The sequence below is a fragment of the Streptosporangium sp. NPDC048886 genome (assembly GCF_055586905.1).
Map to the genome: position 1 here is coordinate 39,525 of NZ_JBVJHH010000054.1, position 15,233 is coordinate 54,757.

Genomic DNA, 15,233 nt, shown 5'->3' on the forward strand with positions numbered 1-15,233 from the left:
GTCGCGTGACCGCCCCGGCGATCAGAGGCCGGCGAGGAGGGCCGCGAAGGCCCCCGCGACCATGAAGGGGCCGAAGGGGATCTCGCTCTTGCGGCCCGCGCGGCGCAGGACCATCAGCGCGACCCCGTAGAGGCCACCCGCGACGAAGCCCAGGAAGGTCCCGGCGACCAGCGTGTCCCAGCCCGCCCAGCCGAGCGCGGTGCCCAGCACCGCCGCGAGTTTGACGTCGCCCAGGCCCATGCCCGCCGGGTTGACCAGGAACAGCACCAGGTAGAAGGCGGCCAGGGCGAGCCCGCCCAGCCCGGCTCTGAACAGGTCGTCGAAACGGCCTGCGAGCACGGCCGTCACCGTCAGCAGGGCGGCGGTCCCGAGATAGGCGGCGAGGGTGAGCCGGTCGGGCAGCCGGTGAACGGCTGCGTCGACGAAGACCAGCGCGACGGCGACCACGGCCAGCCATCCGTAGGCGGCCAGCTCGGTCCCCGAGGCGAGCTCCGGCAGCGGGCCGGACGGCCGCCCCGCGAGGACGGCGCCGGAGCGGGCGGACGGCGGCACGGCGCGCAGGGCGAGGGCGGCCAGCGCCAGGGCGGTGACGAGCTCCACCGCCAGCGGCGGCGGGCCGATCCGCCCGGAGCAGCCCGCGCAGCGCGCGGCCGGCAGCGGGCCGGCCCACGGCAGGCGCCTCCAACGCTCCGGCGAGGACGGCCGGCCGGTCCGCGCGGGACCGGCGCCCGGGGACTCCCCCGCCGGCCGCGGACCGGCGCCTCCGGTACGCCCCCGGCGCCCCGGGCCGGGCAGCGGGACGCCGCAGTGCGGGCAGTCGCACCGCGGCGGCTCGCCCTCGGCCACCGAGTGCCGGACCACCAGGACCCGGGTCCAGAGCCCGGCCACCAGGCCGACGACAGCCGCCGCGACCGGCAGGAGGCTCACCGAGCCCCCTCGGCCGGGGCCGCCCACGGACCGCCGCCACCACCCGCTCGCCCACCGCGCTCGTCCACGGGCCGACCATAATCCGCGCGGAGCCCCGGCGTCTCGGGGAGGGCGGAGCCGGCCGGACCGGGTCACCGCCTCGGCGCAGGACGGCCCGGGGCATGGGACCGGCCCGGGAGGTCAGCTCCGTCCGCGGAAGGGCCAGCCGAACCGCCGCCGCCGGGCGGCCGGGGCGGCCTCTTCCATCCGCGCCACGGTGACCTCGGGACCCAGCTGGTCGATGGTGCCCGACTCGACCGCGGCGAACGCCCGCAGGACGCCCTCCTCGATCACGAAGGGCACCGGGCCCGCCACGTCGATCACGACGGCGGCCGCGTTCTCGTGCACCGCCGCCTGGCAGACCTGGAGGGTGGTGGCCTGGATCGGCCGGGCGTCGGGGCGCCAGAGCTTCAGCGACTCCGTCCCGGTGAAGGCGAGCACCGCCTCGCGCCCGTCGTTGCCGATGAGCTTCGGCAGGGCCATCTCGCTCTCCTTCTCCTGCCGCAGCCCGTGCTCGCCGACCTCCGACTCCGTCAGCAGGGCCACCACCGGGACGAGCAGCCGGGCTCCGCCCAGCGCGGATATCACCGCGCCGGCGTCCGCCGTACCGGCGGACAGGGCAGCGAGAGCGGACGCCACGGAGGCGTCGGCGCTTCCGTCGTCGTCGGGGACCAGGGGCTGGGGAATGCTCGGCACGGGTCCGGAGCCTACCCGCGGCGGGAGGGGAGGAGGGAACGCCGGGACCGGGGTCCCGGGAAAGCCGGGACAACAGCCCCATGACCGCGGGCCGGCGGGCGGGCCACGATCGATCCGTCAGGAAATGCGATGGAAGGAGCGGGTCATGCCGGAGACGATCGAGCGCGGTCGGCAGGCCGGGGAGTCACGGACGGCGCGCACGGTCCGCTACACGGTCGAGCTGCTGTTCTTCGCCGCGACCCTCGGGATCGTCTACACGCTGTGGGGCTGACCCGTCCGGCACGGGTCGCGCGGCCGTACGGGGGGCACGGCCGCGCGGGGCGGATCAGCCGAGGTCGGCGATGGCGGCGACCGGACCGCCGCCGCTGGGGCCCTGGTGGACCGCCGCGACCGAGACGAAGACGGCCGGGTCGCCGGTGACGCTGGCCGCGACGCCGCCGACGGTGGCCTTGATCTGGCGGTGCCAGTGCACGTCGGAGTCGTCGAGCATGATGTTGCGGCGCCCCCGGACGCTGCCCGACGGGTCGGCCTCGCACTTCATGAAGACGTTGACCAGCCTGCCGCCCAGGTCGCTCGGGTGGGGCCGGTCGGGCAGGTCGATGCCGCTTCCGCGGATCGCCTCCCAGATGCCGTCGGCGTCCAGCGCGTCCTTCATGACCGAGTGACCGATCCGGTAGCGGCCGCCGATGCCGCGCACGTTGCCGACGACCACGATCTGCGCCCGGTCCAGCTCGACGCCCGAGGAGCAGGACGCGACGGAGGAGTACAGCGACAGGTCGCGGTGGATCTGCTCGGCCGCGGGCATCTCGATCTCGCCGAGCGCGACCGCGACGCCGAGCGCGGTGGTGGAGTTGGAGATGTCCATGGACGGGCCGGTGTCCTCGATGACGACGTCCTTGCCCCGGGACTTGGCGTCGTTGATCGTGGCCAGGGTCAGCAGGGGCGTCTTGGTCTGGACGTAGTGGACGTCGGCGGGGTCGTCGATCCCGGCGATCTTCATGGCCTCGCGCACCCCGGCGGCGACCTTCTCCACCATGGCGGGGCGGCCGATGTCCTCGGGCAGGATCACCTCGCTCATCGCGATGCCGACGCTGACGCGCGGCTCGTCACTCGGCTCGGCGTGCGCCGTGGTGGCGAAGATCGTCGCGTGCGGGCTCAGCACGCCGTCGGTGCCGCCGGACCACACCAGCGGGACGCTCTCGGGGGACGGATGGCCCTTGGCGGCGAGCACCTCGCGGAAGGCACGGTCGGCCAGGATCCGGGTGTAGTCGTTCACCCCGCCGTTGCCCTCGGTCTTGCCGATGACCGCCAGCACCCGGTGAGCCTCGATCACCCCGTCGTCGATGAGCCTGGCCAGCCCGGAGGCGTCGGTCACGCTCTCGATGGCCACCTTGCGCACTTCAATCGGTTCCGGCATTGCTGTCACCTTTCGATAGGTCGTGTCGACAGGTCATGGCGTCGTTTCACTCTTTCCGCACCACGGTGCCGGTCTGCCCGCCGACCGCCGCCCCGATGCCTTCGAGAGAAGTGATCACCGCCCGGCCGCCGCCCCCCTCGACGAAGCGGAGCGCGGCCTCGACCTTCGGTCCCATGCTCCCTCCCGCGAAGTGCCCGGCCGCGTGCAACACGCGCAGCTCCGCCGCGGTGACGGGGCCGAGGGGCCGGGCGCGGGCCGTGCCGAACCCGACGACGGCCCCGGGCACGTCGGTGGCGATCACCAGGACCGTGGCGCCCACGGCGCGCGCCAGCAGCGCGGCGGCCAGATCCTTGTCGATCACGGCCTCGACCCCGGTGAGCCGCCCGGCGGCGTCGCGGGCCACCGGCACTCCCCCGCCGCCTGCCGCGACGACGGTGAATCCGGCGGCCGCCAGCGCGGCCACCGCGGGCGCGTCGAGGATCTCCAGCGGTTCCGGGGAGGCCACCACGCGGCGCCAGCCCCGGTCGAAGCGGCGCCAGGTCTGGCCGAACCTCTCCAGGCGCCGGGCCTCCGCCTCGGTGAAGTAGCGGCCGATCGGCTTGACCGGGTCGAGGAAGGCCGGGTCGCCGGGGTCGACGAGCGTCCGGGTCACCACGGCGACGGCTCGGCCGTCGAGGGCGTTCAGCACCAGCGTGCCGATCGTGGCCTGGGTCTGCGCGCCGCACCAGTCGAGCGGCACGGGGGGCACGACGTCGGCCGCGATCTGGTTCTTCAGGATCAGGTTGCCGACCTGGGGGCCGTTGCCGTGGGTGAGGGTCACCTGGTGGCCGGCCGCGATCAGGGCGGTGACGTGACGCATCGCCCCCTCCACCGCCCGGCGCTGGTCGTCGGGCGAGGCGCTCCCGTCGGGAGCCGTCATCGCGTTGCCGCCGAGCGCGATCAGTACTCGTTCGCCCACACGGGCGACGCTAACGGCCTGCCCGGCCCGCCTCATGGGCACTCTTTGCCCAAGGCGGGGCCGTTCTTCGACAGAACTCCACGGTTAGCGGGCCGGGCCAGCCTGTGATCTAGGACACATCCGAAGATCCGATGAATTGGACAAATAGCCATTTATAAGAACGAGCATGGATATTTCACAGTACAGAATCTCATTCAGTTAACGCGGTGTTTCATCACCCCTCACCCGCCAGCTCGCACGCCACTGATAAGTTTGTTTACAGTTGGTCCCACAGACGGAAGTCATCCGTCCCGCGCAGCTGGGAAATCGGGGTCCTACGCATGCACGCACTACTGGAAAAACCTTCTGACGAGGCCGTGCGCCACCTTCCGCGGCCGCCCTCGGACAGCGAGCTGAAACTCTATTTCGGCCCGCAAAGGCGTTGGGTATTACTCTGCGCGCCTCTTTCACTGACATTAACCACGGGCACCGTTCTCCTTTTCTCGATGCGCCACCCCGCGCTGTGGCCGTTTTTCGCCGCGCTGGCGCTCAACCTGGCGGGCTGGGCGATGTCGTTCGTCGACGGCCAGCGCCAGCGCCTCACCACGTGGGAGTCGCACGACCTGCTGGTCCGGTCCTGGCGGCCGGCGGGGACGCCCGCCGTGGACGTGTTCCTGCCGACCCGCGGCGAGCCGGTGCCGATCCTGGACAACACCTTCCGCCACCTGTCCGCCCTGCGGTGGAACGGTCCGATCACCGTCTGGGTGCTCGACGACGCCGCGCGCGCCGAGGTGGCGGACCTGGCGGAGCGGTACGGCTTCCGCTACAGCTCCCGGGCCGACCGGGGGCACCTGAAGAAGGCGGGCAACCTCAACCACGGCCTGTCGATCAGCTCCGGCGACCTCGTCGCGGTCTTCGACGCCGACTTCTGCCCGCGCCCGGACTTCCTGGCCCACCTGGTCCCCTACCTGGAGGACCCGGAGATCGCCGTGGCCCAGTCTCCCCAGTATTTCGACACCGCGCCGGACATGCCCTGGCTGCAGCGGACCGCCGGAGCGGCGCAGGAGATGTTCTACCGGTGGCTGCAGCCCTCCAGGGACGCCGACGGCGGCGCGATCTGCGTGGGCACGAACGTGGTCTACCGCCGGTCCACGCTGGAGGAGATCGGCGGCTTCCCCAGGATCGACCACAGCGAGGACATCCACACCAGCGTCGAGCTGATGCGGCGCGGCTACCGCACCAAGTACGTGCCGGTGCTGCTGGCCAAGGGGCTGTCCCCGGACAACGTCGCCTCCTACATCGCCCAGCAGTACCGGTGGGCGATGGGCTGCATGAGCCTGCTGTTCGACCGCGACTTCCACCGCACGCCGATGCCCTGGCGGGTGCGGCTGTCCTACTACAGCGGCTTCCTGAGCTACTTCGTCTCGGCCGTCAACATCGCGGCGGTCCCACTGCCCGGCCTCGTCATGCTCGCCTTCTACCCCGAGGACGTCCGGGCCTGGCACATGATCCCCTTCGTGGCGCCGCTCTGGGTGGCGCTGGTGCTGCTGCCGGCGGTCTCGGTGAGCCGCTGGCGCTTCGAGGTGGTCCGGGCGCAGACCCTCTACTCCTACTGCCACCTGGTCTCCATCGTGCACGCGGTGCGCGACCAGGCGGCGGCCTGGGTGCCGAGCGGGGCCGCCGCGGGCAGGAGCAGGCTGGTCTCCTCGATCAGCCGGACGGCTCTGGCCTGGCTGACCGTCACGACCGCCGCCACCTGGGCCGGCATCGCCCTGCGTGCCCCCGTCCACGGCTGGGACGACTACTGGGCGCTGACCCTCTTCGCCTGCGGCACCACCTACATCACCCTCCCCCTCATCCGCGACCTGTGGAGGACCCTCCGTTGAACCACCGGTTCCGCTGGCCCGAGGCCCTGGCGATCACCGCCCTGCTCCTGCTGGGCGTCCTGCTCGCCTCCGGCTCCGCCGCACTCCCGCCGCTTCTCCCCGCCTCCTAAGGAGCGACCGCCTTGACCCCGCGGTATCACCTCGGCTTCCGGCCCGACATCGAAGGGCTGCGGGCGGTGGCCGTCCTGGCCGTGCTGGCCTTCCACGCCACCGTCCCCGGCCTGGCCGGGGGGTTCGCCGGGGTGGACGTGTTCTTCGTCGTCTCCGGCTTCCTGATCACCGGCCTGCTGCTGCGCGACATCGCCGCCGGCGGGCGCTTCTCCCTGGCCGAGTTCTACGCCCGGCGGGCCCGGCGCCTGCTGCCGGCCGCCGGGACCGTGCTGCTCGCCACCGTGCTGGGAGCCTGGCTGCTGCTGCCGCCCCTGCGCGGCGGCGACATCGCCGGCGACGCGGTCACCGCCGCCCTGTCGATCGCCAACTGGCGCGCCGTCGCCGCCCAGACCGACTACCTGGCCGCCGCGCGCGACCCCAGCCCCCTGCTGCACTACTGGTCGCTGGCCGTCGAGGAGCAGTTCTACCTCCTGTGGGCGCCGCTGCTGCTGGTGACGGCCCTGGTGGCCCGCCGCCTCGGCCGCGGCGCCGTCCCCGCCGTCGCGGTCATCGTCGTGACGCTGACCTGCGCCTCCTTCGGCCTGTCCCTGCGCTGGACGGCTCTCAGCGAGCCCCTGGCCTACCTCGCCTCGCCCTCGCGGGCATGGCAGTTCGGCGCCGGGGCCCTCGCCGCCCTGCTCATGCCGTACAGCTCCCGCCTGCGTCCGCCGCGCGGCGAGCGCCCGCCCGGCACGGTCCAGGACGGCCCGGACGCCGGGCGCGGGGCCGGACGGCGCCCCCGCCCGGCCGCCGGAGCGGTCCCGGCCGCGCTCGGTTTGGCCGGAGCGGCGGCGATCGCCTGGTCGGTCGTGGTGTTCGACTCGACGACCCGTTATCCCGGGACGGCCGCCCTGGCCCCCACGCTCGGCACGGTCGCCGTCATCCTGTTCCGCTCGCCGGTCTCGGCACTGCTGGCGCTGGCCCCCGTCCGGGCGGTCGGACGGCTGTCCTACACCTGGTACCTGTGGCACTGGCCGGTCCTCGTCCTCGCCGAGGCCGCGCTCGGCGCCCAGCCCTGGCCGGTACGGCTGGCGCTGGTGCTGGCCTCGGCCGTCCCGGCGGCGCTGACCATGAAGCTGGTGGAGAACCCGCTGCGCACGTCGGAGGTGGTGACCGCGCTGCCCAGGCGCGGCCTGGCCCTGGGCAGCACCGCCGTGACGGTCCCCGTCGCCGCCGCGCTGCTGCTCAACGGCGGAGCCGTGCAGGATGTGGCCACCGCCCGGGTCGCCGTGGCCGACGCCCCCGCCACGGCGCTCCAGCCGCCGCCCGCCCAGGCCCGGACCGACTTCCCCCGGTCGAAGGGGTGCGAGGTCGCGCTGACCGCGACGACCAGCCCGGCCTGCCTGTTCGGCGACCCGGCCGCGAAGGACAGGGTCGTCCTCGTCGGCGACTCCCACGCCGGCCAGTGGTTCGCCGCCGCCGAGCGCGTCGCCGTGCGCAGGGGCTGGGCCCTTGAGGTCCTGACCAAGCCCGGCTGCCCGCTGCCCAGGCTCACGGTGGTCGACCCCCGCCTGGGCCGGGAGTACCACGAGTGCGACACCTGGCGCGAGTACGCGCTGAAGCGGCTCGCCGCCGGCCCCCCGCCCCGGCTGGTCCTGGTCGCCTCCCTCAACGCCTACGCGACCGACCGGGCCGCGCTGACCCGCGCCTGGGACTCCACCCTCGACCGGCTGACCCGGCTCGGCGCCCCGCTGGTCTACCTGCGCGACACCCCGCTGCCCGGTAAGGACGTGCCCGCCTGCCTTTCGGGCGGGCCGGCCGGCGACTGCGCCTTCCCCCGCGGCCGCGGGCTGCCTCCCGACCCGCTGGCCGAGCAGATCACCGCGGGCGGGCGCCCCGGCGTCCGCCTGCTGGACGTGACCCCCCTGCTCTGCCCGGCCACCGCCGCGACCTGCCCCGCGGCACTGGACGGCATCGTGCTCTACCGCGACGACGTGCACATCACCGACACCCTCGCGGCGCGGCTCGCCCCCCGGATCGAACAGGACCTGGAGGACCTCGACCTGATCCCCACCGTCCTGTGAGGACCGCCGCGCGGTCCCCCTCATGACCGCCCTTCCGGCCGGGTGCTCGGGGCCCGGCCGGGAGGGCCTGAACCGGAAGTTGTCGCGGGCCGCCAACTCCACGGGCGGAACCGGCGCGGCCAGGTCATAGACCGCGGGCGGGTGACGGGGAAAGGCTCTTGTTCCGCGTCCTTTCCGGAGGAGTGATCGAGTGGGTCGGCTCCGTCTTGGCCACATCGTCGTGATCGTCCTGTGCGCCGCGGCCGGGCTCGCGGTCCTCACCTTCGCGGCCGGCACGCTGGTGAACCGGGAGACGGCGACTGCGGCCCCGGAGGTGGACCTGGTCGCCGAGGCCAGGAGAATGGCCTCCGACGGACTGAAGGACGCCAACGACTTCGGCTGCCGGCCCCGCGAGGGCTCGCCGTACCCGGTGATCCTGGTCCACGGCGCCAAGAGCACCGGGGCGGTGACCTGGCCGGTGGCGGCGCCGTACCTGAGCAAGCAGGGCTACTGCGTCTTCGCGCTCGACTACGGGTGGAGCAACTCGATCGAGGTCTCCGCCCGGGCGCTGGGGATCTTCGTCGAGGGGGTGCTCCAGGCCACCGGGGCGGAGAAGGCGGCGATCGTCGGGCACAGCCTGGGCGGGATCGTGCCCCGGGCCTACATGCGGCTGGAGGGCGGGGCGCCCAGGGTGTCGGAGCTGATCACGATGGGCGCCCCGCACCACGAGCTGACCGGGGAGCTGCGCGAGAGCTGCGGGTGGGAGACGGTCTGCGACGAGCTCCGCACCGACTCGCCGCTGATGGAGCGGCTCAACACCCCCTCCATGGTCGAAGCAGGGGTCGGCTACACCGCCCTCGGCCTGAAGGCCGAGCAGGAGGCGGCCTCGACCTTCCTCGACGGGCCGCGGGAGCAGGTCACCAACCGGATGCTCCAGGACGACTGCCCGCTCAAGGGTCTCGTCGAGGGAGCGCTCGGACACAACCTGGAGACGCTGGACCCCGTGATGCTCTCCTACGTCAACAAGGCGCTGGAATCTCCCGGGCCGCTGCCCAAGGGCTACCGGCCCGACTGTTTCGCCCTCATCCTCTGAGCGCCCCCTCCGCCTGCCGGTCGGTCGTCGACGGCGGAGCCCGTCTCCACCGGCGGCGCCGGCGGCGTCCTCAGCCGTGATCGCCGCCCACGCCTGCGGCGCTCATCCGCTGTGCGACCTCGGCGACCACCTGTGCCCGGTGCGGCTGCAGGTAGAAGTGGCCGCCGGGGAAGACCGTCAGGGAGAAGTCCGAGACCGTGTGCGCCTCCCAGGACTTGGCCTGGGCGGTGGTGACCACCGGATCGGCGTCGCCGACGAGGGCGGAGATCGGGGTGCGCAGCGGGGGACCCGGACGGTGGTGGTAGTTCTCCAGGAGCCGGTAGTCACCCCGGATGTAGGGGAAGATGAGTTCGCGCATCGCGGGATGGGAGAGGATCTCCAGGTCGGTGCCGCCGAGCCGGGTCAGCTCGGCCAGGAGCCGCTCGTCGTCGTAGGCCGAGACCTCGCCTCTCCTCCTGGCCTCGTGCGGGGCCGTGGCCCCCGACACGAACAGCCTCGCCGGGCCGGTCCCCCGCGCCTCCAGCACCCGCGTGACCTCATAGGCGGTCACCGCGCCCATGCTGTGCCCGAACAGCGCGAAACGCCGGTCCAGCAGCGGGGGCATCGCCTCGGCGACCGCGCCGGCCAGCGCCTCCATGTGCTCCGGCAGCGGCTCGGTGTAGCGGTCGGCCCGGCCGGGCAGCTGCACGCCGTACACCTCGACCGACTCCGGCAGCAGCGCGGACCAGTCCCGGTAGGCCGTGGCCGACCCGCCCGCGTGCGCGAAACAGATCAGCCTCGTGGTCGCTCTCGGGCGGCGATGGAAACAGCGCAGCCAGCTCACGCGCGCCCCGCGCCCGCGGCCCCGGGGCCGCGCCGGTGCGCGCGGCCCCACCGGCCCCCGTGTCCGTCGAAGACCGTGCGGCTCATCGATCCATGGCTCTGATCAGGCTCTTGGGCCGCATGTCGGTCCAGTTCGCCTCGATGTGGTCAAGGCAGGCCTGCCGGGTGTCCTCACCGAAGGCGACCGTCCAGCCCGCCGGGATCTCCGCCCAGGACGGCCAGAGCGAATACTGGCCCTCATCGTTGATCAGTGCCAGGTAGACGCCGTCGGGATTCTCGAACGGGTTGCTCATCCCAATTCCTTTCGGAGCAGTGCGGCGATCTCCGCGATCGGCCCGGGGTTCAACATGCTCTCGTGGTCGCAGGCGACCGTGTGGTCTTCGATCGTGCCGGTGACATAGGGCTTCCAGTCGGCGGCCGTGAGAATGTCGGGCTCCCGGCCGTGGGCGGCGATGACGAGGAGCACGTCGCCGTCGAAACGCCGCGGCACATGCTCCTGAGAGATCTTCACACCGTTACGGTAATTGCGGTAGACCGCGAGCAATGTCTGTTCGTCGAGTGTGGCGTACCGCCCGCCCTGACCGCGTACGAACTCCACCACCTCCCCCATCTCCTCCGGCCCCCGGTAACCGGCCGCGGCGAGCAGCCCGGGCAGCGCCTCGCCCCCGCCGGCGCCGATCCTCTCGCCGGGGTAGGCGTCCAGCAGGGCCAGCAGCGCCACCTCCTCGCCGTGCCCGCGCAGCTCGACGGCCATCGCGTGGGCGATCAGGCCGCCCATGGACCAGCCCGCCAGCCGGTACGGCCCGCGCGGCTGGACCTCACGGAGGCGGCCGAGATAGTCCAGGGCCATGGCCTCGATCGACGGGGCCGTGTAGTCAGGCTCGGACAGGGCACGGGCCTGGAGGGCGTAGATCGGCTGGTCGGGGCCGAGGTGGCGGAGCAGGCCGGAGTACGGCCAGCCGAGCCCGGCGCCGGGGTGCACGCAGAACAGCGGCGGCCGGGAGCCGGCGGCGCGCAGCGGGAGCAGCACCTCCAGGCCGCCGCCCGCCTCCGGCCGTGTCTCCGGGCCGCCGGCACCGGCCAGCGCCTCGACCGTCTGGCGCGCGAACACCTCGCGCGGGGTGATCGTCAGCCCCTCCTGCCTGGCCCGGGAGACCAGCCGGATCACGCTGATGCTGTCGCCGCCCAGATCGAAGAAGCCGTCGTCGACGCCGACCCGCTCCAGGCCGAGCACCTGGGCGAACAGGCGGCACAGCACCTCCTCCGCGGGGGTGCGGGGGGCGCGCGAGGACACCGCGGCGTCCGGCCCGGGGAGAGCCGCGCGGTCCACCTTCCCGTTCGGGGTGAGCGGCAGCGCGGCCAGGGGCACCACCGTGGAGGGCACCATGTACTCGGGCAGCGTCCGCGCCGCGAACCGCCGCAGCTCCTGCGGGGTGACCGCGCCGACCACGTAGGCGACCAGCCGGTGATCCCGGGCGATCACCGACACCTGGGCGACCTCGGGATGCCGCGACAGCGCCGCCTCGATCTCGCCCGGCTCGATCCGGAACCCGCGGATCTTGACCTGGTCGTCGGCCCGCCCCAGATACTCCAGCTCCCCGCCGGCCGACCAGCTGACCAGGTCGCCGGTCCGGTACATCCGCCCGCCGTACGGGCAGGCGACGAACCGTTCGGCGGTCAGCCCGGGACGGCCCAGGTAGCCGCGGGCCAGACCGGAGCCGGCGAGATACAGCTCGCCCGGGGCGCCCGGGGGGACCGGCCGCAGCAGGCCGTCCAGCACGTAGGCCCGCATGCCGTCCATGGGCCGGCCGATGGGGGGCGCGGCCGGGCCGACGTGGGAGACCCGGTGGTAGGTGGCGTAGGTGGTGGTCTCGGTGGGCCCGTAGACGTGGCCGAGCGCGGTCTCCGGGCAGGCCGCCCGGACCCGGCGCATGGCCTCGGGCGAGGCCGCCTCCCCGCCGGTGAGGACCTCGTCGAGCGCCGCGAACGTGCCCGGAGCCTCCTCGGCCACCAGGTTGAACAGGGCGGTGGTGATGAACAGGGCGGTCAGCCGGTGCCGGGCGACGAGGTCGCCGATCCAGCCGGGGTCGGGGTCGCCGGGCGGCGCCACGACGACCGTGCCGCCGTTGAGCAGCGGCACCCAGATCTCGTAGGTGGAGGCGTCGAAGGCGTGCGGCGAGTGCATCAGCACGCGCCGGTGGCCGCCGGCCCATCGGCGGTCGGCGGCCAGGGCCAGGACGTCGCGGTGCCGTACGGCGACGCCCTTGGGCCGGCCCGTCGAACCCGAGGTGTACATCACGTAGGCGAGCCGGTCGGGATGGATCCTCACGTGCGGGTCGTACTGCGGCGCGTGGCCGGCCTCCCCGAGGGTCTGCGGCGGGTCCGCGTCGACCCGGACCACCGCGGCGGCGTGCCCGAAGCCGGGCTCGCGGTCGGTGATCAGGACGGCCGCGCCGGTGTCGGCCATCACCCAGCTCATCCGCCCGGCCGGGTAGCCGTGGTGCACCGGGACGTACACGCCCCCGGCCTTGGCGATCGCCAGGGTCGCCACGACCACCTCGGCCGACCGTTCGAGCAGGACCGCGACGGGGGTCTCGGCCCGGACGCCCAGCCCGATCAGCCGGTGCGCCAGCCGGTTGGCCCGCCCGTTCAGCTCGGCGTAGGTGAGGGAGGTCGCGCCGCTCACGACGGCCTCGGCGTCCGGGGTCCGCTCCACCCGCTCGGCGAAGGCGGTCACGATCGTCGCCGCGGCGGGGACCGCGGGGGAGTCCCCGGCCGGGGCGGGCGTCCCGGTGGGAGACGCCTCGGCCGGAGCGGGCGTCCCGGCGGTGGCGGGCGCCTCGGTGATGGAGGGCGCCTCGGCCGGAGCGGGCGCGGCTGCGCCGTTCCAGCCGTGCAGGACCTGCCCGCGCTCGTCGGCGGACAGCAGGTCGAGCCGGGCCAGCGGCAGGTCGGGGTCGGCGGCGACGGCCTTGAGCAGGCGCGTCAGGCGGTTGAGGAGCCCGAGGGCGCCGGCACGGGGGACGACGTCGGGGCGGTGGTCCAGACGCAGGGAGAGCCGCCTGCCGGGGACGACGGCCAGAGCGAGCGGGTAGTGGGTGGCGTCGGTGCCCGACGCCCCGGCGAGCCGCAGACTCCCTCCGTCCCCGGCGGTGCCGAGGGCGGCGGGGTCGAGGGGATAGTTCTCCAGCACGGTCATGGTGTCGAACAGCCGCCCCAGGCCGGGCAGGCGCTGGATCTCGGCGAGCCCGAGGTGGTGGTGGGCGAACAGCTCCGCCTGTTCGGACTGCACCCGCCCGAGCAGGGCCGCCAGGGTCTCGGCGGGATCGATCCGCACCCGCACCGGGAGCGTGTTGATGAACAGGCCGATCATGCGCTCGACGCCGGGCAGCTCGGGCGGCCGGCCGGAGACGGTGCCGCCGAAGACGACGTCGTCGCGGCCGGTGAGCAGGGCGAGCAGCAGCGCCCACGAGCCCTGGACCACCGTGTTGAGGGTGAGCGACCGGGCGCGCAGGGCGGCGGTGAGACGGCCGGTGAGGTCCTCGCTGAGATGGGCGCGGACCCGGCCGGGGTCGACGGGCGGGCGGCCCGCGAGGTCGGGGGCGACCAGGGTGGGCCCGGCGATCCCGTCCAGGGCCCGCGCCCAGGCCCCGGCCGCCGCCGCCTGGTCCTGGCCGGCCAGCCAGGCCAGATACCCCTTGTACGGCGGGGCCGCGGGCGGTTCCGTACCCCCGTAGAGCGCCAGCAGCTCGGCGGCCAGCAGCGGGGTGGACCAGCCGTCGAGCAGGATGTGGTGGTTGGTGAAGACCAGCCGGTGCCGGTCCGGCGCGAGCCGTACCAGGACGAAGCGCATCAGCGGAGGTCTGGTGAGATCGAAGCGGCGGGCCCGCTCCTCGGCGGCCACCCCGGCGGCGTCGGCGGTGGCGACCTCCCGCCAGGGGACCTCGACCCGGCGGTGCACAAGCTGGACGGGTTCGCCGCCGGTCCGCTGCCGGAACGAGGCGCGCAGGTTGGCGTGGCGGCGGAGCAGCGTCGCCACGGCGTTCCTCAGGGCGGGGACGTCGAGGGGCCCTTCCAGCTCCAGCACGAGCTGGGCGGTGTAGACGTCGGGCGCGGCCTCGTCGAACAGGGCGTGGAAGAACAGCCCCTGCTGCAGCGGCGACAACGGCAGGATGTCCTCAAGCTGACTCACGGGCACTCCACTCCGCGTCGAGTTCCGCCGCGAACGCGTCGATCTCTTCCTGGCTGATGGAGACCATCAGGTCCGAGGGGGTCAGGCCGCCGCCGGTGTGCATGGACAGGCCGGTGAGGGCGGCGAACCACGCCTCGGCCAGCTCCCTGACCTCGGCCTCGGCGTACAGCCGTCCCGCCCAGGACCAGGTCGCCCGGAGGCGGGGGCCGTCGGGCGTGTCCCGGGTGACCGCGTTGACCTCCAGCGCGTGTGGGAGCGCGAGGTCCGCCGCGTGCCCGCCGCCGGCCGCGTCGGATTCGGGTGCCGGGGACCAGTCGGCGCCGGAGGCGGCCTCGACCCGGCCGAGGTAGTTGAAGGCCAGCTCGGGGACGGGGTACCGGCTCAGCTCGGCGGCGGTCACGGGGTTGAGGTGGCGGAGCAGGCCGTAGCCGATCCCGTTGTCGGGGATGGCGCGGAGCTGTTCCTTGACCCGTTTGATCGCCCGGCCCGCCGTGGGACCCCGCAGGTCGGCCCAGTCCGCCTGGCCGGGGTCCAGCCGGACGGGATACATGGTGGTGAACCAGCCGACGGTCCTGGACAGGTCGACGCCGGGGAAGATCTCCTCCCGGCCGTGTCCCTCCAGGTCCAGCAGGACCGAGTCCTGACCGCTCCACCTGCTCACGGCCAGCGCCAGCCCGGCGAGCAGCACGTCGTTGACCCGGGCGTGGAAGGCCGCCGGGAGCCGGGTGAGCAGCGGCTCGGTGACCTCCGCGGGCAGTTCGAGCGTCAGATGGCCCTGGGTGCCGAAGGTGTCCACAACCGGATCCAGCCGGTGGCCCTGGGTGCCGAAGGTGTCCACAACCGGATCCAGCCGCGCGGTCCCGCCGCCGAGTGTCCGGGTCCAGAGGTCGAGTTCAGCGGCCCGGTCGCGGGCCTCGTCCTGGAGGCGACGGGCCCAGCTGCGGAAGGAGGTCGGCACCGGCGCCAACGCGACAACCTCACCCCGCACGGCCGCCTGCCAGGCGGCGAACAGATCCGGCAGCAGAATCCGCCACGACACCGCGTCGACCGCCAGATGATGCACCGTCACCA

Annotated in this window: 12 protein-coding genes; 4 read left to right on the plus strand and 8 right to left on the minus strand. The window is 73.9% G+C overall.

Features of this window, described 5'->3' with window-relative positions; genetic code table 11:
- Nucleotides 1-21 precede the first annotated feature (21 nt).
- A complete protein-coding gene (locus tag ACZ6R6_RS43005) occupies nucleotides 22-927 on the minus strand; it encodes a prepilin peptidase (RefSeq protein ID WP_470102710.1) in 906 nt (301 codons plus the stop codon).
- A gap of 180 nt (nucleotides 928-1,107) precedes the next feature.
- On the minus strand, nucleotides 1,108-1,662 hold the full coding sequence (locus ACZ6R6_RS43010; protein WP_470102711.1) for an SseB family protein: 555 nt from the start codon (nucleotides 1,660-1,662) through the stop codon (nucleotides 1,108-1,110).
- A 145-nt stretch (nucleotides 1,663-1,807) separates the two neighbouring features.
- Here ACZ6R6_RS43010 and ACZ6R6_RS43015 point away from each other — a divergent pair, with 145 nt between their 5' ends.
- A complete protein-coding gene (locus ACZ6R6_RS43015) occupies nucleotides 1,808-1,933 on the plus strand; it encodes a hypothetical protein (RefSeq protein WP_470102712.1) in 126 nt (41 codons plus the stop codon).
- 54 nt (nucleotides 1,934-1,987) lie between these two features.
- Here the strand turns inward: ACZ6R6_RS43015 and bar are convergent, their stop codons facing one another.
- Complete coding sequence (gene bar / locus ACZ6R6_RS43020; protein WP_470102713.1) at nucleotides 1,988-3,079, minus strand: barbiturase; 1,092 nt, start codon at nucleotides 3,077-3,079, stop codon at nucleotides 1,988-1,990.
- A gap of 46 nt (nucleotides 3,080-3,125) precedes the next feature.
- Nucleotides 3,126-4,037 carry a carbamate kinase gene (locus ACZ6R6_RS43025; protein ID WP_470102714.1) on the minus strand — a complete coding sequence of 304 codons (912 nt, stop codon included), beginning with the start codon at nucleotides 4,035-4,037 and terminating at the stop codon, nucleotides 3,126-3,128.
- Between the two features lie 485 nt (nucleotides 4,038-4,522).
- Between ACZ6R6_RS43025 and ACZ6R6_RS43030 the strand changes: the two genes are divergently transcribed.
- The 3 genes from ACZ6R6_RS43030 (at nucleotide 4,523) to ACZ6R6_RS43040 (ending at nucleotide 9,148) form a co-directional block, all read left to right on the plus strand.
- Complete coding sequence (locus tag ACZ6R6_RS43030; protein WP_470102715.1) at nucleotides 4,523-5,902, plus strand: glycosyltransferase family 2 protein; 1,380 nt, start codon at nucleotides 4,523-4,525, stop codon at nucleotides 5,900-5,902.
- A gap of 122 nt (nucleotides 5,903-6,024) precedes the next feature.
- On the plus strand, nucleotides 6,025-8,076 hold the full coding sequence (locus ACZ6R6_RS43035; protein ID WP_470102716.1) for an acyltransferase family protein: 2,052 nt from the start codon (nucleotides 6,025-6,027) through the stop codon (nucleotides 8,074-8,076).
- 190 nt (nucleotides 8,077-8,266) lie between these two features.
- A complete protein-coding gene (locus tag ACZ6R6_RS43040) occupies nucleotides 8,267-9,148 on the plus strand; it encodes an esterase/lipase family protein (RefSeq protein WP_470102717.1) in 882 nt (293 codons plus the stop codon).
- A 70-nt stretch (nucleotides 9,149-9,218) separates the two neighbouring features.
- On the opposite strand, the gene ACZ6R6_RS43045 is transcribed toward ACZ6R6_RS43040, so the two are convergent.
- From ACZ6R6_RS43045 to ACZ6R6_RS43060, 4 genes are all read right to left on the minus strand, one after another.
- Nucleotides 9,219-9,971, minus strand: a complete 753-nt coding sequence (locus ACZ6R6_RS43045) for a thioesterase II family protein (protein WP_470102718.1) — start codon at nucleotides 9,969-9,971, stop codon at nucleotides 9,219-9,221.
- 82 nt (nucleotides 9,972-10,053) lie between these two features.
- Nucleotides 10,054-10,263, minus strand: a complete 210-nt coding sequence (locus tag ACZ6R6_RS43050) for an MbtH family protein (RefSeq protein ID WP_451930438.1) — start codon at nucleotides 10,261-10,263, stop codon at nucleotides 10,054-10,056.
- Entirely contained in the window at nucleotides 10,260-14,162 is a 3,903-nt protein-coding gene (locus ACZ6R6_RS43055; RefSeq protein ID WP_470102719.1) for an amino acid adenylation domain-containing protein, read from the minus strand. The genes ACZ6R6_RS43050 and ACZ6R6_RS43055 overlap by 4 nt, the downstream gene beginning before the upstream one ends.
- A partial coding sequence (locus tag ACZ6R6_RS43060) for a condensation domain-containing protein (protein WP_470102720.1) occupies nucleotides 14,149-15,233 on the minus strand: 1,085 nt, incomplete at its 5' end. The genes ACZ6R6_RS43060 and ACZ6R6_RS43055, both read right to left, overlap by 14 nt.

Bases quoted from the DNA above. Each gene is read 5' to 3' on its own strand.
- ACZ6R6_RS43030 (WP_470102715.1), top strand. From the start codon at position 4,523: ATGCGCCACCCCGCGCTGTGGCCGTTTTTCGCCGCGCTGGCGCTCAAC.
- bar (WP_470102713.1), bottom strand. From the start codon at position 3,079: ATGCCGGAACCGATTGAAGTGCGCAAGGTGGCCATCGAGAGCGTGACC.
- ACZ6R6_RS43050 (WP_451930438.1), bottom strand. From the start codon at position 10,263: ATGAGCAACCCGTTCGAGAATCCCGACGGCGTCTACCTGGCACTGATC.
- ACZ6R6_RS43015 (WP_470102712.1), top strand. From the start codon at position 1,808: ATGCCGGAGACGATCGAGCGCGGTCGGCAGGCCGGGGAGTCACGGACG.